The following is a 21,861-nucleotide window of genomic DNA, read 5'->3' on the forward strand; positions in this document are numbered from 1 at the left end:
AAACGGGGGCTTGACCAAAAGCAAAGATGTCTTTTCGTATAAAACGAAGCTTATTTTTTAAGGTTGTAGAATGCTGCACGGCCACCGTAACGAGCTGTTTCACCCAATTCATCTTCCAAACGAAGCAATTGGTTGTATTTCGCAACACGGTCTGTACGGGATGGAGCACCTGTTTTGATTTGACCAGCGTTAGTTGCAACCGCGATGTCAGCGATTGTGGAATCTTCTGTTTCACCAGAACGGTGAGAGATAACTGCTGTGTAACCAGCGCGTTTAGCCATTTCGATTGCATCGAAAGTCTCAGTCAATGTACCGATTTGGTTAACTTTAACCAAGATGGAGTTAGCAGTGTCTTTTTCAATACCAGTAATTAGACGTTCAGTGTTTGTTACGAACAAATCGTCACCAACCAATTGAACTTTGCTTCCTAGGCGGTCAGTTAGAAGCTTCCAACCTTCCCAGTCATCCTCAGCCAATCCGTCCTCGATAGAGATGATTGGGTATTTGGATACTAGGCCTTCATAGAAAGCAACCATTTCTTCTGTAGTTTTTACTACGCCTTCACCAGTGAAGTGGTATTTGCCATCTTTGAACATTTCAGTAGCAGCTACGTCAAGAGCGATGAATACGTCTTTACCAGCTTCGTATCCAGCAGCTTTGATAGCTTCTAGGATTGTAGTGATCGCTTCTTCGTTGGATTTCAAGTTAGGAGCGAAACCACCTTCGTCACCTACTGCTGTGTTAAGACCTTTATCATGAAGAACCTTTTTCAAGGAGTGGAAGATTTCAGAACCCATACGTAGAGCTTCTTTAAAAGAAGGAGCATTTACTGGCATAACCATGAATTCTTGAATATCTACTGTGTTATCAGCGTGCTCTCCACCGTTTAGGATGTTCATCATAGGAACTGGAAGAGTTTTCGCGTTGAATCCACCCATGTAGTTGTACAAGGAAACACCTAGAGATGTAGCTGCTGCACGAGCTGCTGCCATAGATACACCTAGGATAGCGTTAGCACCCAATTTTGCTTTGTTTGGAGTACCGTCTAAAGCGATCATCGTCATGTCGATACCAACTTGGTCAGTAGCGTCCATGCCGATTAGCTCAGGTGCGATTGTATCATTTACATTTGCAACAGCTTTTGTTACACCTTTACCTAGGTAACGAGATTTGTCACCATCGCGAAGCTCAACTGCTTCGTGTGCACCAGTGGAAGCACCAGATGGAACTGCTGCACGGCCCATAGAACCGTCTTCCAAGTATACTTCTACCTCTAGAGTTGGGTTACCACGGGAATCTAGAATCTCGCGAGCGTAAATATCAGTAATAATTGTTGTCATAAATGCCATCTCCTTATTCTCTTATTGTTATTTAATAATAGATTTTCCTGTCATTTCTGCTGGTTGTTCTACACCTAATAGCTCCAACATAGTAGGAGACAAATCAGCAAGAATACCATCCGGTCTCAGTTCGATACCTTTTTTGGTCACAATAACTGGAACAGGGTTTGTGCTATGAGAAGTGATTGGTCTGCCTTCTTCTGTAAGCATCCAATCTGCGTTTCCGTGATCGGCTGTGATGATAGCTACTCCGCCCTTAGCAATAATAGCGTCTGCTACGCGACCTACGCAAGCATCAACAGTTTCAACAGCTTTAATGGTAGGCTCCATCATACCTGAATGGCCAACCATATCGCAGTTTGCAAAGTTAAGAATGATTGCATCGAAGTTTTCTTCTTCAATTTCCTTCACTACTGCGTCGGTTAGTTCATAAGCGCTCATTTCTGGTTGTAGGTCATAGGTAGCTACCTTTGGAGAAGGAATCAAAATACGCGTCTCACCTGGGAACTCCTGCTCACGACCACCACTGAAGAAGAACGTTACATGCGGATACTTTTCTGTTTCCGCGATGCGCAATTGCTTTAGATTATTTTGAGCTAACACTTCACCTAGCGTGTTATCTAGGTTAGTTGGTTTGTAGGCTACGTATCCATCGACTGACTCAGAGAATTTCGTTAAGCATACAAAGTGTAGGTTTTTCGGATAATTCTCTCCACGGTCAAATCCACGGAAATCCTCATTCGTGAACGCTTGGGAGGTTTGGATAGCACGGTCAGGACGGAAATTGAAGAAGATAACTGAATCACCGTCTTCTACTTTCCCAATCGGTTGGTCATTCTCATCAACCATTACAGCAGGCATAACGAATTCATCCATGACAGATTTCTCATAGGATTCCTTTACAGCCTTGATTGCATCGGAGTAATGAGGGGCATCACCATATACCATAGCACGGTATGCCTTTTCAACGCGTTCCCAGCGTTTATCGCGGTCCATAGCGTAATAACGGCCTTGTACAGTCGCGATTTTACCAACGCCAAGCTCATCCATCTTACGTTGTACTTCTTCAATGTAGGTAATGGCGCTATCAGGAGCTACGTCGCGACCATCTAGGAATCCGTGGACAAATACATCCTCTGCGTTTTCCTTTTTTGCAAGCTCAAGCAGAGCAAGTAGATGGTTGATGTGGCTGTGAACACCGCCATCAGACAATAAGCCAAAGAAGTGAACCTTTTTGTTATTCTCTTTCGCATGCTTAAAAGCAGCAATCAATGTTTCGTTTTCAAAAAATGCGCCTTCTTTAATGGACTTGGTGATGCGAGTAAGATCTTGATAAATGATGCGTCCTGCACCAAGATTCAAGTGACCTACCTCGGAGTTACCCATTTGTCCTTCTGGAAGACCTACTTCAAGACCAGAAGCTAACAAGGTAGCATTCGGATAATCATTCATCAAACGGTCGTAGTTTGGTTTTTTCGCTTGATTAACAGCATTACCGTAATCATTCGTGCGAAGACCAAACCCGTCCATAATAATTAACGCAACTGGTTTTGGTCTGTTAGCCATATAGCTTCCCCTCCTACTGTTGTACTCCGTTGACTAAGCCCATGTAGCCTTCAACAGTTAGGCTCGCTCCGCCAACTAGTGCTCCATCAATGTCGGACTCACCCATATAGCTTGCCACATTTTCAGGTTTCACGCTACCACCGTATTGAATGCGTACTTGAGCTGCTGTGTTAGCGTCAAATGCACCAGCAATTACACTGCGGATGAAAGCGATCGTTTTATTAGCATTTTCAGCCGTAGAAGATTTACCTGTACCGATTGCCCAAATTGGCTCATAAGCAATTACAGTTTCTTTTACTTGCTCAGCAGTTAGACCGCTAAGAGCAGCTTCTGTTTGCGTACGAACCACGTTTTCAGTGGTATTAGCCTCGTACTCTTCCAGGGACTCCCCTACGCAAACGATTGGCTTCATACCATGAGCAAGGATTGCTTTTGCTTTTTTGTTCACCGTTTCGTCTGTTTCGTTGAAGTATTGGCGACGCTCGGAATGACCGATAATCACGTATTCAACACCTAGCTCTTTTAACATTAGCGGGCTGATTTCACCGGTGAATGCGCCTGTTTCTTCAAAATGCACGTTTTGAGCACCTAATTTATAAGGAGTACCTTTGAATTGCTCAGCCAATGCTGGCAAGTTTGTGAAAGGTGCGCAGATTACTTTTTCGATTTGAGGAGCTTGATCCTCTTTTGGTAATTGAGAGGCAAACGTAGTTGCTTCCGCGATTGTTTTGAACATCTTCCAGTTCCCAGCAATAATTGGTGTTCTCATTACTTCCACTCCTCACCTTTTACAGATATAGCATTTTACTTGTCTTGCAATGCGGTTACGCCTGGTAGCTCTTTACCTTCCATGAACTCAAGGGAAGCTCCACCACCAGTAGAAATGTGGGTCATTTTATCTGCTACACCTGCTTTTTCTACAGCTGCTACAGAATCACCACCACCGATGATTGTTGTGCCCTGGCATTCTTCCATTGCGTTAGCAACAGCAATCGTACCACTTGCAAAAGCATCCATTTCAAATACACCCATAGGTCCGTTCCAGACTACTGTTTTAGAAGGAACAATTGCATCACGGTAGTTAGCCACGGTCTTAGGTCCGATATCAAGGGCCATCCACCCTTCTGGAATCGCGTCAATGCTTACCACTTGCGTATTGGCATCTGCTGCAAATTTATCAGCAACCACTACGTCCACCGGCATAAGCAGATTCACATTGCGCTCTTTTGCTTGCTCCATCAACGTGCGGGCAAGATCCAGCTTATCTTCTTCACAAAGGGAAGCTCCAACATTGTAACCTTGTGCTTTGATGAAAGTGTTAGCCATACCGCCACCGATGATCAAAGTGTCTACTTTGCCCAACAGATTTTCAATTACGCCGATTTTGTCTTTTACTTTCGCTCCACCCACAATTGCTGTGAAAGGACGCTCAGGCTTGGACAAAGCTCCACCCATGAATTGAATCTCTTTTTCCATCAACAAGCCAGCTACTGCTGGAATGTGCTGAGCGATACCCGCAGTCGTTGCATGTGCACGATGAGCTGTACCAAATGCATCGTTTACAAACAGGTCAGCAAGGCTTGCAAAGCTTTTTGCTAGCTCAGGATCGTTCTTTTCTTCCCCTTTATGGAAACGAACATTTTCAAGAAGGATTACGTCGCCTTCCTTCATCTCTTGAACAGCAGCCTCAACCTCTGCGCCAATTGAATCGTTCAGTTTTTTTACGGGTTTGCCAAGAAGAGAAGCTAGATGTTCGCCTACCGCAGTAAGACGCATTTCTTCCACTACTTCACCTTTTGGACGGCCGAAATGGCTAGCCAAAATGACTTTAGCATGGTTATCGATTAAATATTGAATAGTTGGAACAGCAGCACGAATACGCGTGTCGTCTGTAATTACGCCATCTTGCATTGGGACGTTAAAATCTACTCGACAAAACACACGTTTACCTGCTAATTCTATATCGCGAATGGACTTTTTGTTCACGGAAGGTACCCCCCTCAGACTTGTTACCTGACTAAATACTTGCTTAATCTAGCTTATACATAGTGGAAAAGGGAGAGAAGCTCTCCCTTTTCACATTACATGAAAGTTTGTATGGCTTACAGACCTTTTTCAGCAATGTATTTGCAAAGATCTACTACACGGTTGGAGTAACCAGACTCGTTATCATACCAAGAAACAACTTTAACCATGTTGCCTTCCATTACCATTGTAGATAGAGCATCAATGGAAGAAGAATCAGGGTTACCATTATAGTCGCAAGAAACTAGTGGCTCTTCAGAGTATCCCATGATACCTTTCAATGCGCCTTCAGAAGCTTCTTTAAGAGCTGCGTTTACTTCTTCAACTGTTGTAGAAGTTTTTGTTTCAACAACTAGGTCAACTACAGACACGTTTGGAGTTGGTACACGCATTGCAAAACCGTTTAGTTTACCTTTCAACTCAGGCAATACCAAAGATACGGCTTTCGCTGCACCAGTAGAAGTTGGGATAATGTTCTCAGCCGCTGCACGAGCACGACGCAGGTCTTTGTGTGGCAGGTCAAGAATTTGTTGGTCATTTGTGTAAGAGTGAACAGTAGTCATCAGACCTTTTACGATTCCGAATTTGTCGTTCAATACTTTAGCAAATGGCGCCAAGCAGTTTGTTGTGCAAGAAGCGTTAGAGATTACAGTGTGAGCTGCAGGATCATATTGATCGTGGTTAACACCCATAACGATTGTGATATCTTCGTTTGTAGCAGGTGCGGAGATAACTACTTTCTTAGCTCCACCCTCAAGGTGTTTCGCAGCATCTTCACGTTTTGTGAAACGACCAGTAGATTCAACTACGATGTCAACACCTAGCTCGCCCCAAGGCAATTTAGCAGGTTCACGCTCAGCTAGAACTTTTACTTCTTTGCCATTAACAATCAGGCTGTTTTCTTTTACTTCAACAGTAGCATTCAATTTGCCATGTACTGTGTCATATTTCAAAAGATGCGCTAATGTTACTGCATCTGTCAAGTCATTTACTGCAACAATTTCAACTGCTGGGTTGTTTAGAGCTGCACGGAATACGTTACGTCCAATTCGTCCAAAACCGTTAATTCCTACTTTTACCATGTAGATAACCTCCTAAGTTCCACTCTTAGAATAATTTTTTAGAGAATCTATATCGAACCAGTTCATAGCTTACTATGACCAGACGATTACAAAACCATGTTACGAACAAAAAAGCCTTTGTTCTTAGTATGTCAAACTTTATCCAACCAATTCCATGCTTACAAATCTTTTTACCCCAGTCCTTTACTTGTCAAACGAGTGATCTGTTTATAACTCTCCACACTATTACGTTTGCAAGGCAGGCTTCACTCGGGCTGATACAAAATCAAATTCCAATGATTAGTGTATCCCCGCACAATTACAAAACATACCAAGGCTGCAACTGTTATTTTAGATTGTAGCAGAGGATTGACGATGCTCTTCCAAAATGGCTCGAGCCGCACCTTCATCGGTAATTAAAACAGTTTGGCATGCTTGTTTGGCAAAGGCCATGATTGCTTTTGCTTTGCTACTGCCTCCACCTAAGGATAAAACTACATCAGCTCGCTTCACGTCTTCTAGGGACAAGCCAATGGTCGGCATTTTATAGATAGTTTCTCCTGCCGCATTAAAGTAATATCCAAATGCTTCACCAACAGCCCCAAGCTCTCGTAGTACTTCTAGCTCTTCTTCTGTGTACTTACGTCGCATAGCCATGGCCATTCCATCACCAATTCCATGTATAACCACCCTGGTTTTGTGAAGCAGTTGCATAACCTCTGCAACCTGTGCTTCTCCCAATAAGGATTGAACTACATCAGGGCTTAAACGATCAGGCACATGCAATAGATGATAGGTTCCACCTGACTTTGCAGCAAGAGAAGAAGCAATCGTATTAGCCTGCATTTCTACCTTTTCCCCAAGTCCACCACGCGCTGGCACAAATTGCACATCACGAAAATGCGAGGAAGGAGTAACATGCTCAGCTACCGATACAATCGTGGACCCGCCTGTAACAGCAACCACGTCACCTTCTTGAACTACTTGTTTTAATATCCGGGCTCCTACTCGTCCCAATTCCTTTTTACCCCATTCCGATACGTCCACGTCACCAGCAACCACAATTACTTTAGGAATATGTAAGATGTGTTGTAACTGTAGAGCAAGGTCGTTAAAGCCGAACAGTTCATCTGCCATAGAATCCATCTCTTTTAAAAGGTGGATTCCCTCTTCCGTACAGCTCATACCAATCGGGCTGACGTGAATTAAGCCCATATCTTTGAGGAGCTCTACTTCTGACCTGAGGATGCGCTCAGTCGTTTGCAAATTCTGTGCTAACGCCCTGCGACCGACAGGCTGCAAATGACGAATCGATTGCATAAGATCGTATCGTTTACGCAATACTTGTACGAGGTCGGGAACAAGCTTGTTTTGGATATTTAATAAAGTACGCATTCCACATTCATCCTTTTCCAGTCTTAACGGGACTCAAAACGTCCCACATCATACAAATTATGTCCCGCAGCTTTCAAAAAAATAAGCAGAATGCTTACTCTTAATGTAGCATACACTCTGCTAGCTGACAAGAAGCCAAAAGAGAAATCTTAATTTATTCACATTTACCCATTTTTTGTTGCAAATATAGGCGTAATTCCTCCTCGGCAACAACCGAGTCTACAGATACAAATGCTTCTAGCCCGTTAATTTCAACTACGGGAATCGTAAACATGTACTTTTCCTCTAATCGCATATCTAAAGTAATGTCGACAACTTTATACGTGATCGGAAATTCCTTAGCTAATCGTCTGATATGCTCCTCAACATCATCACACAAGTGACAGCCGGGCCTACCATATAAAATCATTTCAATATGATCTGATTGTAATCGTTTGCTTTCTGCGCTAGCCATGTTAACGGGTTGGCTCCTTTATCTTCTCTTATTTTACATTCATTTTATCATTACAAAAAGCGTTTTCGTTTAGCAGACGATGAGATCAACATTTCCTCTCGATACTTAGCCACAGTACGCCGGGAGATTTCAATCCCTTCTTTCTCCAGCAATTCCGCTAGCTTTTGATCCGAATATGGTTTATTCCGATCTTCTTTGTCAATGAAAGCTTTGATTCGTTTCTTCACGCTTTCTGAAGATGCCGCTTCTCCACTTGCGGTGGACAGGGCCGAAGTAAAGAAGTACTTTAATTCGAAAACACCGCGGGGAGTTTGTACATATTTATTACTGGTAGCACGACTGATTGTAGATTCATGCAATTGAACTCGCTCCGCAATATCTTTTTGAGTCATCGGTTTTAAATAATGAATCCCTTTCTCAAAAAAGTCATTCTGCAAGTCAACAATCGCCTGTGTTACACGCAACAGGGTCATTCTTCTTTGCTCTAGACTTTTTGCAAGCCACACCGCTGCATTTAGTTTTTCATGAACAAATTGCCGAGCCTCATCCTTCTCGGTTTTCTCTTTTAGCATTCGTTCATAAAAGGGATTGATAGACAATCGCGGTAACGAAGAATCGTTGACAATGACAATATATTCTCCCATTACCTTTTCAACTGTAACATCAGGAACAATGTAGCGTATATCTGCGCTGCTATAAGCCGCTCCAGGTCTCGGATTCAGTGTACGAACCAAATCAGCAATCCGTTGTACATCACCTACGCTTATATGAAGCTGTTCAGCAATTTTTCCAAAACGATTATTTGCCAGATCAACTAGATGATGCTTAATGACTTCTACGATATGTTCGTCATCCTGTCCCTCATGCTCTAGTTGTAACAGCAAGCATTCTTCTAGCGAACGCGCAGCTACACCAGCCGGGTCTAAATGCTGAATCACTCGAAGAACATCCTCTACCTCCGCCAAATCAACTCCTAACCGCTCCTTAATGTCAGTGACAGGCACTTCTAGATAACCTCGCTCATCAAGATTTCCTATAATATATTGGGCAATCTGACGTTGTACTGGCGTCAATCTTTTTACATAACCGAGTTGTTCTTCTAAATGAGAAAATAAGGTGGTTCGTGTATCACTCACATAATCTAGAGGACTGTAGGCGCTTTCATCTCTGTTGACTGAAAAATCATTATGCCCCGGATTATTCAATAATTCCTTCCAATCAAAGTCCAAGCTTTTTTCCCGTTTATCTACAGGCAACGGTTCTTGGGCAACCGCAATTTCCTGAAGATCAATCACTGGATTTTCGATCGCTTGGTCCTGCAAATAATTCATCAGATCAATGGCCGAAAACTGCAATATCGTAATAGCTTGACGCAATTCAGGCGTCATCACTAACTTTAACGTCTGTTCTTGATACAAACCTAAGCCCATATTCATATTGCATTCCTCCTCCCCGTCAGAAACCATCAAGCTGTCGATAGCTCCAACAACTTCTTTCCACCTTTCCTTACTCTCTTCCTCTATTATAGCGTTCATGCAATTTTCCTGCCAAGACGTATCTTTTATTGACACACTTTTCATACAGTATATCAAGGTTGGCTCGGCAAAGACTCTTTTTTTGTTGCTCTTTTTAATCATACAGTAAAAAAGTTGTCCTATGCTCCATTTTCGTATATAATAAACTTTGTTGTCTGAAACATATGCGCCCGTAGCTCAGTGGATAGAGCAGCGGTCTCCGGAACCGCGTGCGTAGGTTCGATTCCTATCGGGCGTACCATATTAGTTAAACCTCGAAGCCTCCGTTTATTACGGGGGTTTTTATGTGTGCAAAAATGAAGCCGCATCTAATTTTAGCTGATTCTTTAAAAATGATATCCATTGCATAATTCCTTTGCTATAATATTATCAGATTATTCTAAAAGTTGGTGGTATTTATGCGGAAGGTACTATTTTGTGTAGGGTGGTTAACAATGTCATGGATGTTTCTTTATGTAGTAATGCTTCTGCGATAAACACTAACCTTGTCCAAGCAACAAATGCCTTTAGATTACTAGGTATTTTGAAAGCGCAGTCATTTTGTAAAGCTACTTACTACTAAGCAAATGGGTCTTTCTACTTAGTTTTGCTTTCTTTATGAGCTTTCCTGCGCTTCTGTAGTGCTTGAGAATGAGATGACACTCCAGTAATCCTATGATGAAATGAAATATCTCACATGATACGAGGTTTTACAGGGCGAAATACAAAATTTCTACCCATTATTTATGATCGTTAGATACAATTTCCTATTACCCGCGACTTTTGCAGATTTTGTCATCATTTGTCATACTGTGATTAACAAAAATAAAGATAAGTGGGGCTTATTTAAGTATGGGTAAGTTAAATGTAAAATCGTTAGCAATTGGCATTGGAATCGGGGCTCTATTATCCTCCTCTATCGCCTATGCTGCTTCAGAAATGGCTGTCAAACCAGATATGGAAAAGCCTATTACTTTTTACTTCGATGGTGTACCTAAATCACCACCTGTTCAAACACAAGGATTTCTATACAAAAATACAGCATATGTCCCTGTTCGTTTTGCAGCAGAAAACCTTGGCAAACCGATCGTATACGATGGGAAATCACTCTCTGTCTACATCGGTAAACTCCCGACAAGCAAAACCTATTCTAAGTATCAAGCTGTAGAATTGGTACGCCAGAAATATGGGAAAGAGGTACCGGAGAATTTCACGATTGCTTATGATCACGATGATGAACGCGGAAATTATGTCATCCAGATTTATCAAGAGGTGGTAAATAACTTCCAGAGCGGAGATCGTTATATTAACACCTACGGCTGGTATATCGTAAACCCTAATACCGGCGATATTAAGTCTTTGTTTTAACCTTAATAGCTATTATTATGCGATCTTTTCTACCTAACATTTTTTCTCGTCTTATAAAAGTAAAACACACCTGAATGCGGTGTGTTTTTTCTTTTACTTATCTATATCGTCTATTTTGTTTTTGTAAGAATATCCTTTATTTATTGCCCAAATCGAACATCCAACTATGATACCGACAATGACAACAACAGCAATAATCATGGAACTCAATTTTCCATCACCCCCGTTTGTTTGGTGTACAGTCCCCTTTCCATTGTACAGAACATTCAAAAACAAACCAAGGGAATACAGCTTTCTATGCACAATGCATAATTATTGACGTATGATAACCCGTCTGCCTCCGTATGATCTAGTGCTGTTGTCACATAATAACCATAAAACAATTCCACGAACAAATGTTTTGTGCACAACCTGTTGATAACTTTGTGGATAAATACTAGGGAGGTCTATCAATATGGAAGAACAATTATTTCTCATTTATCAGGAATCAAATGAAGATGAATGCCTTCTAACAATCCAGCCCTATTTAACTTCAGAGGAATTAGCGGAGGCAATTAGTCGCTTAGAACATCGAGACATTACAGACTACACCATTATTAAAGGAAAAAAAATGAAGGCAAAAATGCGGGTCATGATTGACCTAACAGAAGATACTGGAAAAGATTTGAAGGAAGAAGAACCTCATAAGTCGAATGAAGAAAAGGATTTAGATTAACGAAATTTTTAAGATAAAACTTACGTACTAGTACTAGAAAGGAGGACCGAATGTGGAAGAGCAATCACGCGAAGATCTTTATGCGCTAAATCGAAAAGCTTTAGAATATATCCTGAGATTTCTAAAAGGGGATGCTAATTCCTTCCCTCTGCTTGTTGAGCTTTTTGATCAGCGCGTGCAGCGCATCGTCCTCAAAATGGTCTATTCCTATCATGATTCCCAGGACGTATGCAATGATATTTGGCTAAAAGTAGCCCAAAACCTAAATAAATTTGATCAATCCTATCCTTTCCATTCTTGGCTATACCGCTTATCCTCAAATACTTGCATTGATTTCCTTAGAAAAAAGAAGGAAATTACCATGAAGGACGACCAATTGTATCACCAAGTAAATAAACAACAAAAATCCGTTGAAACACCGGAAACCTTATTTATGAAAAAGGAGTTTTACTCCCATATTCAGGAACTGTTATATCACTTGGAGGAAGTAGATCGATTAATTGTTACTCTTCGTTTTGTGGATGAGCTAAGCTATGAAGAAATTGGCGCCATTGTAGGAATGAGCAAAAATACGGTTGGTACCCGTCTATTCCGTTCCCGGAAGTTTTTAAAAGAGTTGCTGAGCCATAAATCAATAGAAAGGAGTGTATACAATGCAACATCCGGATGAGTTTACTTTCATGATGTATGCAGACGGTGAATTAATCCAAGAGGAACATCAACAAGTGGCCAGCCATTTGCAAAGCTGCTCCGAGTGTCAAAAACTATACGCTACTTTTCTTGAAGAGCAGGCAGACCTTGTAAAAGCCATTCATTTAACAACACCTACGCTTCCACCTATCCACTTGGAAAAAAACGTTTGCGATCAAATTAATCAAATTGCATCCTTTAATCAAAACCGTCACCACCTATTTGTTCATCGTCTACGCTTTGTTTTTGGAGCATCCCTTGGTTTCTTTCTTGTCATGCTCTTAGCTGGAATCAACTGGCTAAATGACTGGAATAGCGCAATTAATTCTTTATTTCAGTGGCAATCAATCTGGAGCTCCATGTTCTGGTTAAAAGAAAAAGCAACAATGATTTTACTGATGTTTAAGAATTTCTACCTCATTGGCTTTATCTCTTCTATTTTGTTTGTTCTAGCCATTTTATTATATTCTATTCGCCTGTCCAGCAAAATGAACGCGAATAACTGGAGAACTAGATAATGAGTAAGAGAATATTCTTCCTCTCTTTCTTGCTTGTTTTTTGTTTTATCTTGGCTAGTTCTGCTTATGCTATCAATCTCCACAATGGAGAGCTCTATCAAGTAAAGTCTAATGAGGTACATCACGGGGATGTTATAACAAATGCCAGTAAAGTAGTGATTGATGGAACAATAGATGGGGACTTATATGCTTTTGCAGAAACGATCGATATAAAAGGAACTGTAACAGGAGATGTAATCTCATTTGCTTATCTTACAAACGTATCAGGGACAGTAGGCGGTAACGTACGCTCCTATTCTCAAGCACTCACTGTCTCAGGTACTGTTCAGAAGAACATATCGGCCGGTGCTGATGAGCTTCGTGTAAATCAATCTGGGAACGTGAACGGCAGTATTTTAGGTTTTGTCAATGAAATGAACATAGAAGGACGTGTTGGGAAAGAGACAAATGGGTTCTACAATCAAGCCACGATTTCAGGTTTATTAGGGGAAGGTACTTCCCTATTCCAAGTAGAATCTCTTCATCTTAAGCCTACAGCTACCATTCAGGGTGATCTTATTTATACATCATTTGAGCCTGCTCAAATTGATGCTGGAGCTAATATCAAGGGACAGCACAAGCATACTATTATTGAACCTAGACCTTCCTACGGCTCCTTTATGTTAATGATGTCTGTCTCTTCATGCTTAAGTACATTAATTTTTTGGCTACTTATCCGTTATTTCTTTGCCGGTTCTCTATACAATGTGAGCCAACAGTTGCACACTCGCCATCCTTTTAAACAATTTGGGGTCGGCTTGCTTATTTTTATCTTGGCTCCATTGCTTAGTATTGTGATGTTACTTACTGTTGTTGGTATTCCTGTAGGTTTCATTATTGCAATCGCCTACACCCTGCTGCTTATTTTAGGGAAAGTGTATGTTGGCACTTGGTTGGGACAAAAGTTAATAAGCTTTTTTCAGTGGAAAATCTCACCCTTATTTGCTGAATTTATTGGTGTATTCCTATTAGTACTTATCATCCAAATCCCTTTATTAGGCTTTTTACTCGGAATGTTGGTCAATATATATTTCTTCGGCGCGATTACAAGCTGTGTGCGTGCCAGTAACAAAAGAGCCGCACTTTAATTTTTTAGACAAGGTTTAAAATATACATTTTTTGGGTTAAATAATGGAGTAGAGTTCTGATTTTGTTTGACCTTTATTGACCAATTGTGTATGATTATTGTAAGAAAAGGGAGGAGGAACGTGAATGAATATGAATCTAATTCCAACTGTAATTGAACAAACAAATCGTGGAGAACGCGCTTACGATATCTATTCCCGTTTATTAAAAGATCGTATTATCTTTTTGGGAACACCTATTAATGATCAGGTAGCTAATAGTGTTGTAGCTCAGCTCTTATTCCTACAGGCAGAAGATCCTGACAAAGACATCAGCATCTATATAAACAGCCCTGGTGGATCAATTACAGCCGGTATGGCTATCTATGACACGATGCAATATATTAAACCAGATGTATCAACGATCTGTGTTGGATTAGCTGCATCTATGGGATCGTTCCTGCTTTGTGCCGGAGCAAAAGGAAAGCGTTATGCTTTGCCTAATAGCGAAATCATGATTCACCAACCTCTAGGTGGCGCTCAAGGTCAAGCGAGTGACATCGAAATTGCCGCAAAACGTATCATTAAAATGCGTGAACATCTAAACCGCATCTATGCTGAACGTACGGGTCAACCATACGAACGGATTGCTAAAGATACAGATCGCGACAACTTCCTGTCCGCTCAAGCTGCAAAGGAATACGGCCTGATCGACGAGGTTATCACTAGAAAATAAGGTAAGATACACATAAAGAGGGCGACCCTAGGTTGCCCTCTTTTACATATTCGTTACCATTTATCAATAGGGAATAAAGAAATTACTGTTCGTTGCCGCGTAATTCTTTATTTGTTGTATACTCTCCATCCATGGAATCAACGGTAGTCTCTTCAATCAAGCCGTTATATTCAGCCACCGTACCGCCTCCCAGCCCTTCATTGACCATACGATCAATATCCATAAAGTTCTTATCTCTGCCTTCTAGACAGCAATCTGGTAATCCCTTAGCTTTATTGGACATACGCTTCCCTCCTGGCTCAGATATTCCTAATTAGGATTTCACCATAAGCAGCAGGACATACAAGCAAAAACCAGCAATATCTGCTGGTTTAGCGTTTACATTTTATTCGTCTTTATTAATGAGACCAGCCAGTGTATCGACCGCCATTTGGGCATCATCCCCACTAGCCAAGATGGTAATCTCTGTTCCCGAGCTGATCGCCAAACTCATAATTCCCATGATGCTTTTGGCATTCACCTTTTTATTGTCTTTTTCTACGTAAATTTCAGAACGGTATCGATTTGCTTCTTGAACAAAGAATGCCGCTGGGCGGGCTTGTAACCCTGTTTTAAGTTTAACCATAACCCGTTGCTGTACCATCTTGGACCTCCCCGCTTGGAATTTTCCTTTATTTCTATTATAACATGTCCCTACGTAGAAAGACTCAGTTTTTCTCGCAGGTTATCTGCAATCTCATTTATTTTACGCAAGCGATGGTTAATTCCAGACTTGCTCACGACTCCGCTCGGAATCATCTCGCCTAATTCCTTCAAATTAATGTCAGGGTTTTGTAAGCGAAGCTCAGCTACCTCTCGTAAGCGAATGGGTAAATTCTCAAGACCGATTTCTTTTTCGATCAGTTGAATATTCTCCATTTGTTTCGTAGCGGCATTTACCGTCTTGTTGATATTGGCAATCTCACAGTTATGCAAACGATTAACTGAATTCCGCATGTCCTTAACAATACGCACGTCTTCAAAATACAACAAGGCCTGATGTGCACCAATTACACTTAAAAAGTCGGTTATTTTTTCGCCTTCCTTTATGTACATAACAAAACCTTTTTTGCGTTCAATACATTTGGCATTCAATTCATAGCGATTCGCTAAAACGGTCAACGCTTCGCAAAAATCCTGGTACGCCGAAAAAATTTCTAAATGGTAGCTAGAAGCCTCTGGATGGTTTACAGAACCCCCTGCAAGGAATGCACCTCGAAGAAACGCGCGCACGCAACATTCATTCGCCACGAGATCAGGTGAAATGCCAGGATAAAACGTTAAATTCTTATCCATAATCCGTAAATCTTCTAGGATCTCATAAGCCCGAAGTGGTATTCGCACAATATACACGTTGTTTTTTTTCAGACGCATTTTTTTACGTACTAATAATTCGGCATGAATCTGAAAAATTTGCTTAACCAACGTATAAATTCTTCGTGCAATCGCCGCATTCTCTGTAGAGATATCCAATATAAATTTTCCTGTTCCTAATTGAATGGTTCCATTCATGCGAATCAGTGCAGCAAGTTCTGCTCGATTACAGCAAGTCGAAGCTTCAATCATTGTTAACTCTTTTTTCGTGTGTGCGGCGAATGACATGTCACATCACTTCCTTTCTTGTTGCAATATAATCTGGCGAAGGATAGCCACGATCTCCTGACTTACTCGTTTCGCATCATGTCGCAAGTATAATTCCCCATAGGTAATCATAGGTTCAGCTACAATCGTCACGCCTAGCTCCTTCAGCTTATCCATATCACATAAGACTGGATACGCGCCCTTTTCCGCGTATTTAGCTAAATAATCCTCAGGTACCTGTTCAGTGTTTACTACAATCGTATCTAAAAATTCAACCCCAACATGATCATATAATGCTTTAACATGATCATAAGCTGTAAAATTATCAGTTTCACCCGGTTGAGTCATTACATTACAAATATATACTTTTGGTGCCGTTGATTCCAATATCGTCTCAAAAACACCGTTAACTAATAAATTAGGCAGGATACTTGTATATAAACTTCCTGGGCCCAAAATGATTGCATCTGCCTCTTTGATAGCATCTAAGGCTTCGATCAAAGGGCGAGCATCTACTGGGTCCAAAAAAACACGCTTGATTTTCTTTCCAGACAACGGGATTTGCGACTCTCCTGAGACGATGGTTCCGTCTTCTAATTCGGCTTTTAACAGGATGGATTGTGTAGACGATGGCAACACATCCCCGCGTACCGCTAAAACCCTGCTGAGTGCCTTCACGGCCGTGACAAAGTCACCCGTGATATCATTCATCGCGGCAAGCAACAGATTTCCTAAATTATGGCCTGCCAAGCCTGTACCCGTGTTGAATCGATATTGCATGAGCTGCTTCATTAGTGGTTCTGCGTCAGCAAGTGCTGTTAACACGTTACGAATATCTCCCGGAGGCAGCATATCCATCTCTTCACGAAGACGTCCTGAGCTGCCTCCATCATCAGCAACCGTAACAACAGCCGTGATATGAACGGCCTCTTCCTTCAAACCGCGTAACAGGACAGACAGACCTGTCCCTCCCCCTATTACAACAACTTTCAACATTTCCTCTCTTTGTTGCATGTTCATGCCTCTCCCTAATGCCATAGGTCACCTCGATTCCCTTTGTTGAGAGTTCTTTGGTGCTAAAATCCCACTTATTCTTTATTTTATCATCTTATGTTATTTATTCTTTTCGATGTCACGATGTGTAACGCGAACCTGGTAATCTTTACGGAACGTTTCTCCAATGTGCTGTGCAATAGCCACAGACCGATGCTTTCCACCCGTGCAGCCGATACCAACAACAAGCTGACTTTTGCCTTCGCGTTGATAATGAGGGATGGTAAAATTCAAGAAATCAATCAACCGAGTTAGGAATTCTTGTGTATCAGTCCACTTCATGACGTAATTAGCTACCTCGCTATCACAGCCTGTTTTTGGACGTAAATCATCTACATAATGCGGGTTTGGTAAAAAACGCACATCAAAAACTAAATCTGCATCAATCGGAATTCCATATTTAAAACCAAATGACTGAACATTAAGGGTCCATTCAGAGCTTTGCTGAGAATACTGGTTTATGATTTTATCACGAAGCTGCATTGGCTTCATTTGACTTGTATCAATGATCTGATTGGCTCTTCCTTTTAAATCCTGAAGCAGTCTTCGTTCAGCCATAATCCCCTCTAAAGGCGTACCTGTCGGGGAAAGAGGATGCCGTCTTCTCGTTTCCTTATAGCGACGAACTAAATTCTGATCGTTCGCATCCAGGAATAGAATTTGAAAGTGAATTCCTTCTCTTTCTGATAATCCATCAATAGCATCAAAAAGACTGTCAAAGAATTCACGGCCACGTAAATCAATCACAAGAGCAACCCGTTCGATCCCGCGTCCCGATTGGATAATAAGCTCCGCAAATTTAGGAATAAGGATTGGCGGCAAATTATCTACACAGAAAAAACCTAGATCCTCTAGACTTTGCACAGCTGTGGTTTTCCCCGCTCCTGACATGCCTGTAATAATGAGTAAGTTTACCGCTTTCTGTTTACTATCTTCACCCATTTTCTCGCCTCCATCCTCCTCTTAGGATACCATATGACACAGCTCCCAGTAAGAGTTTCCTTATTATTCTTGCAAAAAGTTCCAAATATTTCCGCCCAAAAAAAAGACGTGGTCTATCCGCAGACCACGCAAATCAAGGTTATATAGAAAAAGGGGGCAATTCACATTCATTAAAGTAACTGTCTTTATTTTACCCGCCTAATATTTCAGGAGTGTTACAAGCGTTTTACGATATTGTAACATCTTGTTCTTTTAGTCGCTCTTCTAGCTCTTCTACGTAGATTTGAGCGTTTTGTGCGGCAATGGAACCATCTCCAGTAGCCGTTACAACTTGACGCAGTAATTTCTCACGTACGTCACCAGCAGCAAAGATTCCTTCTACCTTTGTACGCATTAATTCATCAGTTGGAATATAGCCACTCTCATCAGTGATACCCAAATTCTTAACCGCTTCAGTCAATGGGTCCATTCCTACATAAATAAATACGCCATTTGTTGGATACTCGGTTTGCTCACCGGTTTTCACGTTTTCCAATAAAACACCTGTTACTACATTATCACCGCGAATTTCTTTCACAACAGTGTCCCAGATAACATGGATTTTCTCATTTTCAAAAGCTCGCTTCTGGATAATTTTTTGCGCACGGAATTCATCGCGACGGTGTACAATTGTTACTTTTGTTGCAAAACGAGTTAGGAAGATAGCCTCCTCAACAGCCGAGTCTCCTCCCCCGACTACAACAAGCTCCTTGTTTCGGAAAAATGCTCCATCACAAACAGCACAATAAGAAACTCCTCGACCGGAAAATTCCTTTTCACCCGGTGCACCCAGTAGACGATGCTCTGCTCCTGTAGCCACGATAATAGATTTAGCTTTGTATTCCTTATCTCCTACTACCACGGTTTTGTATGGATTACCATCACGGATTTCTTTGATGTCGCCATATTGATATTCTGCTCCGAATTTCTGCGCATGCTCAAACATTTTATTAGACAAGTCAGGTCCTAAAATGCTGGTGAATCCTGGAAAGTTCTCGATATCCTCCGTATTTGCCATTTGTCCGCCTGGAATACCGCGCTCCAGCATTAAAGTAGACATATTCGCTCGAGATGTATAGACAGCTGCCGTCATTCCGGCTGGTCCCGCCCCTGCAATAATTACGTCGTAGATTTTTTGATCGCTCATAAAGTAACTCCTCCTTGGTGGGAATTAGCCTCTTTCTATCATCAATATATAACCAATTTCTTAGTACATGGTAACGTTATAAGATAACAGATTATACTTATTATAAAATAAGAATTCTTTTTAATCAATATAAGACAAAGCCCGTAAACATTTTGTCAAAGTTGACTTAGAAACACCGTATTGTTCAGCAATGCTATTTTGCGAAATTTTATGAGTACCTTTCGATCGTTCATATAAATAATCTAATGCAGCCGCCCATGCTTCCAGCTTACGAACTTGAATTTGTTCTTTTTGACTAATGTAATACTTCCACTGGTGAATCATCCACTCACGCTTCTCATGATTGGCTGGCGAGGACAATTGCTCGGTAATAATAAACTCCACTTCATCCGTAATGGTTTGTTTATCTGTCGTGGTACTCAAATCTAAAGACAATTCTTCAGATTGGTCTCTTTGATGTAGTGTGGTGATATTTTCTTCTGACCATTCATTAGAAGCAGACATGACCTCCTTCAGTGTAGGTCCCCCACTATTTTCACGTTCCATTCTTGTCTGTAGCTCTTCAAGAGCTGCTAGCGCTATTTCTTTTAGTTCTTCATTATTTGTGATGTCTATATAATACTCTAATGTGGAAATTGCTTCGGAATCACCGATCATAGCTAGAGTGCGGATAACCGTCTCTTTGGATTCTTCTTTACCATGTTGCAAAGCCCATAGCATAGAAGCCCTTACCATTGGATTATATTTAAAATCCTGTGCGGTAATAGGAGCTTGGTTCATTTCTATTTCTCTTTGCGGATGATGATAGTGATAAGGGATATTTTCCTTAGGCATTCCATGCAAGGCGCTCTTTGCTTTTTCTAGATAGTATTGGGCAATGCCTGCATCAGGGTCCATCTGTTGCACTTTTTTCCACCATTTCATTGCCAGATGGTAGCGTTCTGATAAATATGCCGAGGTAGCCGCATAGTGGTAGGTAGACACGTCATGCAGTACAGGCTGTCTCAAAATTTTTTGATAGAGCCTACAGGCATCATCATGCTGACCTAAAACCCCCATTGTTGTGGCCAGTTTATACATATGGTCGTAATGAAAAGGCTGGATTTTTTTCAGACGAGTGATAATGGGAACTAGTTCAGCCCATTTATTGTGATGGGAAAGCAATACCGCCATATTGCAAATGGCATGCAGATTACCCGGTTCTTTTTCCAAAGCTAGTTCAATTGTATCCATAGCCTTATTAAAATCACCAATATAATAATAAGCTAGAGCTAAGTTATTCCATGCGGGCATAAAATCAGGATACTCTTTAACTAAGCTGTTTAAACAATCAACAGCCTGCATAAATTTCCCTTCTTCTAGCTTTTTACGAGCCTTTTCATGCTGTATGACTACTGTCTCGTCTTCTTGTGGTTCAAGTGGATTGCGTGGCGGTAAATCAAGTTCAAAGTAAATATAATGAAGTAACTCTTGAGCTTCCTCCGCATAAATTCCATCAGCTTCACAAGTTAGATACTTAACAGCCATATCAGCCGCCATTTCAAAATCATCCATATTCGCGTAATTATTTGCTAGGAAAAAATAGACATCAACCAGTGACGAATCAATTTTTTCTATAATGGAATATAGGATGTCGTTTGAATCTTCAAATTTACCCATTTCAGCTAGGACACTAGCTTTATTGCAATAATGTACTGCATTTGCGGGTTCAATCTCTAACGCTCGTTCAAAGCATTGTAAGGCCTTAGCGAAATTATTTCGTTGAAGAGAACGCATTCCCCAGTTGGCAAAAAAATTGGCGTCCTGCTGAAAGCTAGTAATTACGCCACGTCTCTCTTGCTCATTTTTGTTCATAATTCCTCCTTGTTATCCAGGAGCTCAGAGTAGCTATTATAATCTCAACATATCGTATCAAATCGTAGCCCGTGTCTCAACCTGGAAAACACTTAAAGCATCATTTTATTAGAATGGTTTATTCTATGAATCTCTATGTTTGATATCTGAAAAACCCAACGATTGCAGAGCCTGCTATCATAGCAAATAACCTTGTATACATCAACAAACACCACCTGCATAGCAAGTGGTGTCATACGGTTCAATTATAAAAATGGAGCGGACGACGGGTCTCGAACCCGCGACCTTCGCCTTGGCAAGGCGACGCTCTACCAATTGAGCTACGTCCGCGAATAAATGGTGCGGGTGGAGGGACTTGAACCCCCACGGTCGCCCGCCAGAACCTAAATCTGGTGCGTCTGCCAATTCCGCCACACCCGCGTGGCAATGGTGAGCCATGAAGGACTCGAACCTTCGACCCTCTGATTAAAAGTCAGATGCTCTACCAACTGAGCTAATGGCTCCCATTAAAATGGTGGCTCGGGACGGAATCGAACCGCCGACACGAGGATTTTCAGTCCTCTGCTCTACCGACTGAGCTACCGAGCCATATCAAATTTTAGTCAAAACATGGCGGAGCTGACGGGACTCGAACCCGCGACCTCCGGTGTGACAGACCGGCGTGAACTCCAACTTCACCACAGCTCCATGTTTATAAATTTGTTCCCTGAAAACTGGATAA

Annotated in this window: 22 protein-coding genes and 6 tRNA genes; 7 read left to right on the top strand and 21 right to left on the bottom strand. The window is 41.4% G+C overall.

Annotation, left to right across the window (positions count from 1 at the left end):
* Positions 1-50: 50 nt before the first annotated feature.
* The 8 genes from eno to rpoN form a co-directional block, all read right to left on the bottom strand.
* Positions 51-1,340: a phosphopyruvate hydratase gene (gene eno / locus AYJ08_RS22365; RefSeq protein ID WP_064019516.1), complete on the bottom strand. Its 1,290-nt coding sequence runs from the start codon at positions 1,338-1,340 to the stop codon at positions 51-53.
* Positions 1,341-1,367: 27 nt separating this feature from the next.
* Positions 1,368-2,906, bottom strand: coding sequence for a 2,3-bisphosphoglycerate-independent phosphoglycerate mutase (gene gpmI, locus AYJ08_RS22370; RefSeq protein ID WP_064019517.1), 1,539 nt, complete (start codon positions 2,904-2,906; stop codon positions 1,368-1,370).
* 13 nt (positions 2,907-2,919) lie between these two features.
* Positions 2,920-3,675, bottom strand: coding sequence for a triose-phosphate isomerase (gene tpiA / locus AYJ08_RS22375; RefSeq protein WP_003334394.1), 756 nt, complete (start codon positions 3,673-3,675; stop codon positions 2,920-2,922).
* Positions 3,676-3,710: 35 nt separating this feature from the next.
* Positions 3,711-4,892 (bottom strand): phosphoglycerate kinase, encoded by a 1,182-nt coding sequence (locus tag AYJ08_RS22380; RefSeq protein ID WP_064019518.1) that lies wholly within the window; start codon positions 4,890-4,892, stop codon positions 3,711-3,713.
* 116 nt (positions 4,893-5,008) lie between these two features.
* Positions 5,009-6,013, bottom strand: a complete 1,005-nt coding sequence (gene gap / locus AYJ08_RS22385; RefSeq protein ID WP_031411720.1) for a type I glyceraldehyde-3-phosphate dehydrogenase — start codon at positions 6,011-6,013, stop codon at positions 5,009-5,011.
* Positions 6,014-6,343: 330 nt separating this feature from the next.
* Entirely contained in the window at positions 6,344-7,387 is a 1,044-nt protein-coding gene (locus tag AYJ08_RS22390) for a sugar-binding transcriptional regulator (protein ID WP_064019519.1), read from the bottom strand.
* 154 nt (positions 7,388-7,541) lie between these two features.
* Positions 7,542-7,841, bottom strand: coding sequence for a glutaredoxin family protein (locus tag AYJ08_RS22395; RefSeq protein ID WP_064019520.1), 300 nt, complete (start codon positions 7,839-7,841; stop codon positions 7,542-7,544).
* Between the two features lie 50 nt (positions 7,842-7,891).
* Positions 7,892-9,277 (bottom strand): RNA polymerase factor sigma-54, encoded by a 1,386-nt coding sequence (gene rpoN / locus AYJ08_RS22400; RefSeq protein ID WP_064019531.1) that lies wholly within the window; start codon positions 9,275-9,277, stop codon positions 7,892-7,894.
* Positions 9,278-9,542: 265 nt separating this feature from the next.
* On the opposite strand from rpoN, the gene AYJ08_RS22405 reads away from it, so the two are divergent.
* Positions 9,543-9,617: transfer RNA gene (locus tag AYJ08_RS22405), tRNA-Arg, on the top strand.
* 590 nt (positions 9,618-10,207) lie between these two features.
* Complete coding sequence (locus AYJ08_RS22410) at positions 10,208-10,723, top strand: stalk domain-containing protein (RefSeq protein WP_003341187.1); 516 nt, start codon at positions 10,208-10,210, stop codon at positions 10,721-10,723.
* A gap of 93 nt (positions 10,724-10,816) precedes the next feature.
* On the opposite strand, the gene ytzI is transcribed toward AYJ08_RS22410, so the two are convergent.
* Positions 10,817-10,924, bottom strand: a complete 108-nt coding sequence (gene ytzI, locus AYJ08_RS23710) for a YtzI protein (protein ID WP_231929232.1) — start codon at positions 10,922-10,924, stop codon at positions 10,817-10,819.
* Positions 10,925-11,177: 253 nt separating this feature from the next.
* Between ytzI and AYJ08_RS22420 the strand changes: the two genes are divergently transcribed.
* The 5 genes from AYJ08_RS22420 (at position 11,178) to clpP (ending at position 14,485) form a co-directional block, all read left to right on the top strand.
* Positions 11,178-11,438 (top strand): hypothetical protein, encoded by a 261-nt coding sequence (locus AYJ08_RS22420; protein ID WP_064019522.1) that lies wholly within the window; start codon positions 11,178-11,180, stop codon positions 11,436-11,438.
* A gap of 52 nt (positions 11,439-11,490) precedes the next feature.
* Positions 11,491-12,108: an RNA polymerase sigma factor gene (locus AYJ08_RS22425; protein ID WP_064019523.1), complete on the top strand. Its 618-nt coding sequence runs from the start codon at positions 11,491-11,493 to the stop codon at positions 12,106-12,108.
* Positions 12,092-12,646 (top strand): anti-sigma factor family protein, encoded by a 555-nt coding sequence (locus tag AYJ08_RS22430; protein WP_064019524.1) that lies wholly within the window; start codon positions 12,092-12,094, stop codon positions 12,644-12,646. The genes AYJ08_RS22425 and AYJ08_RS22430 overlap by 17 nt, the downstream gene beginning before the upstream one ends.
* The gene (locus AYJ08_RS22435; RefSeq protein WP_064019525.1) at positions 12,646-13,773 is read left to right on the top strand and encodes a polymer-forming cytoskeletal protein; all 1,128 of its coding nucleotides are present in this window, start codon (positions 12,646-12,648) and stop codon (positions 13,771-13,773) included. Before AYJ08_RS22430 ends, AYJ08_RS22435 begins: the two co-directional genes overlap by 1 nt.
* Positions 13,774-13,903: 130 nt before the next feature.
* Positions 13,904-14,485 (top strand): ATP-dependent Clp endopeptidase proteolytic subunit ClpP, encoded by a 582-nt coding sequence (clpP, locus tag AYJ08_RS22440; RefSeq protein WP_197490798.1) that lies wholly within the window; start codon positions 13,904-13,906, stop codon positions 14,483-14,485.
* A gap of 82 nt (positions 14,486-14,567) precedes the next feature.
* Here clpP and AYJ08_RS22445 read toward each other — a convergent pair whose 3' ends face one another.
* The 12 genes from AYJ08_RS22445 to AYJ08_RS22500 form a co-directional block, all read right to left on the bottom strand.
* Positions 14,568-14,768 carry a hypothetical protein gene (locus AYJ08_RS22445; RefSeq protein WP_064019527.1) on the bottom strand — a complete coding sequence of 67 codons (201 nt, stop codon included), beginning with the start codon at positions 14,766-14,768 and terminating at the stop codon, positions 14,568-14,570.
* A 102-nt stretch (positions 14,769-14,870) separates the two neighbouring features.
* Entirely contained in the window at positions 14,871-15,128 is a 258-nt protein-coding gene (locus tag AYJ08_RS22450; protein ID WP_003334375.1) for an HPr family phosphocarrier protein, read from the bottom strand.
* Between the two features lie 50 nt (positions 15,129-15,178).
* Positions 15,179-16,126 carry a DNA-binding protein WhiA gene (whiA, locus tag AYJ08_RS22455; protein ID WP_003334373.1) on the bottom strand — a complete coding sequence of 316 codons (948 nt, stop codon included), beginning with the start codon at positions 16,124-16,126 and terminating at the stop codon, positions 15,179-15,181.
* Between the two features lie 6 nt (positions 16,127-16,132).
* Positions 16,133-17,125 (bottom strand): gluconeogenesis factor YvcK family protein, encoded by a 993-nt coding sequence (locus tag AYJ08_RS22460; RefSeq protein WP_064019532.1) that lies wholly within the window; start codon positions 17,123-17,125, stop codon positions 16,133-16,135.
* Between the two features lie 93 nt (positions 17,126-17,218).
* Positions 17,219-18,100: an RNase adapter RapZ gene (gene rapZ, locus AYJ08_RS22465; RefSeq protein ID WP_064019528.1), complete on the bottom strand. Its 882-nt coding sequence runs from the start codon at positions 18,098-18,100 to the stop codon at positions 17,219-17,221.
* Between the two features lie 226 nt (positions 18,101-18,326).
* Entirely contained in the window at positions 18,327-19,286 is a 960-nt protein-coding gene (gene trxB / locus AYJ08_RS22470) for a thioredoxin-disulfide reductase (protein WP_064019529.1), read from the bottom strand.
* A 120-nt stretch (positions 19,287-19,406) separates the two neighbouring features.
* Positions 19,407-21,140, bottom strand: a complete 1,734-nt coding sequence (locus tag AYJ08_RS22475) for a HEAT repeat domain-containing protein (protein WP_064019530.1) — start codon at positions 21,138-21,140, stop codon at positions 19,407-19,409.
* Positions 21,141-21,394: 254 nt separating this feature from the next.
* Positions 21,395-21,470, bottom strand: a tRNA-Gly gene (locus tag AYJ08_RS22480).
* Positions 21,471-21,477: 7 nt separating this feature from the next.
* A tRNA-Leu gene (locus tag AYJ08_RS22485) sits at positions 21,478-21,560 on the bottom strand.
* A gap of 7 nt (positions 21,561-21,567) precedes the next feature.
* Positions 21,568-21,643 (bottom strand) — tRNA-Lys (locus tag AYJ08_RS22490).
* Positions 21,644-21,652: 9 nt separating this feature from the next.
* A tRNA-Phe gene (locus AYJ08_RS22495) sits at positions 21,653-21,728 on the bottom strand.
* A gap of 22 nt (positions 21,729-21,750) precedes the next feature.
* Positions 21,751-21,827 (bottom strand) — tRNA-Asp (locus tag AYJ08_RS22500).
* Positions 21,828-21,861 lie beyond the last annotated feature (34 nt).

The organism is Brevibacillus sp. SKDU10 (assembly GCF_001645205.1).
Lineage (GTDB): Bacteria > Bacillota > Bacilli > Brevibacillales > Brevibacillaceae > Brevibacillus_B > Brevibacillus_B halotolerans.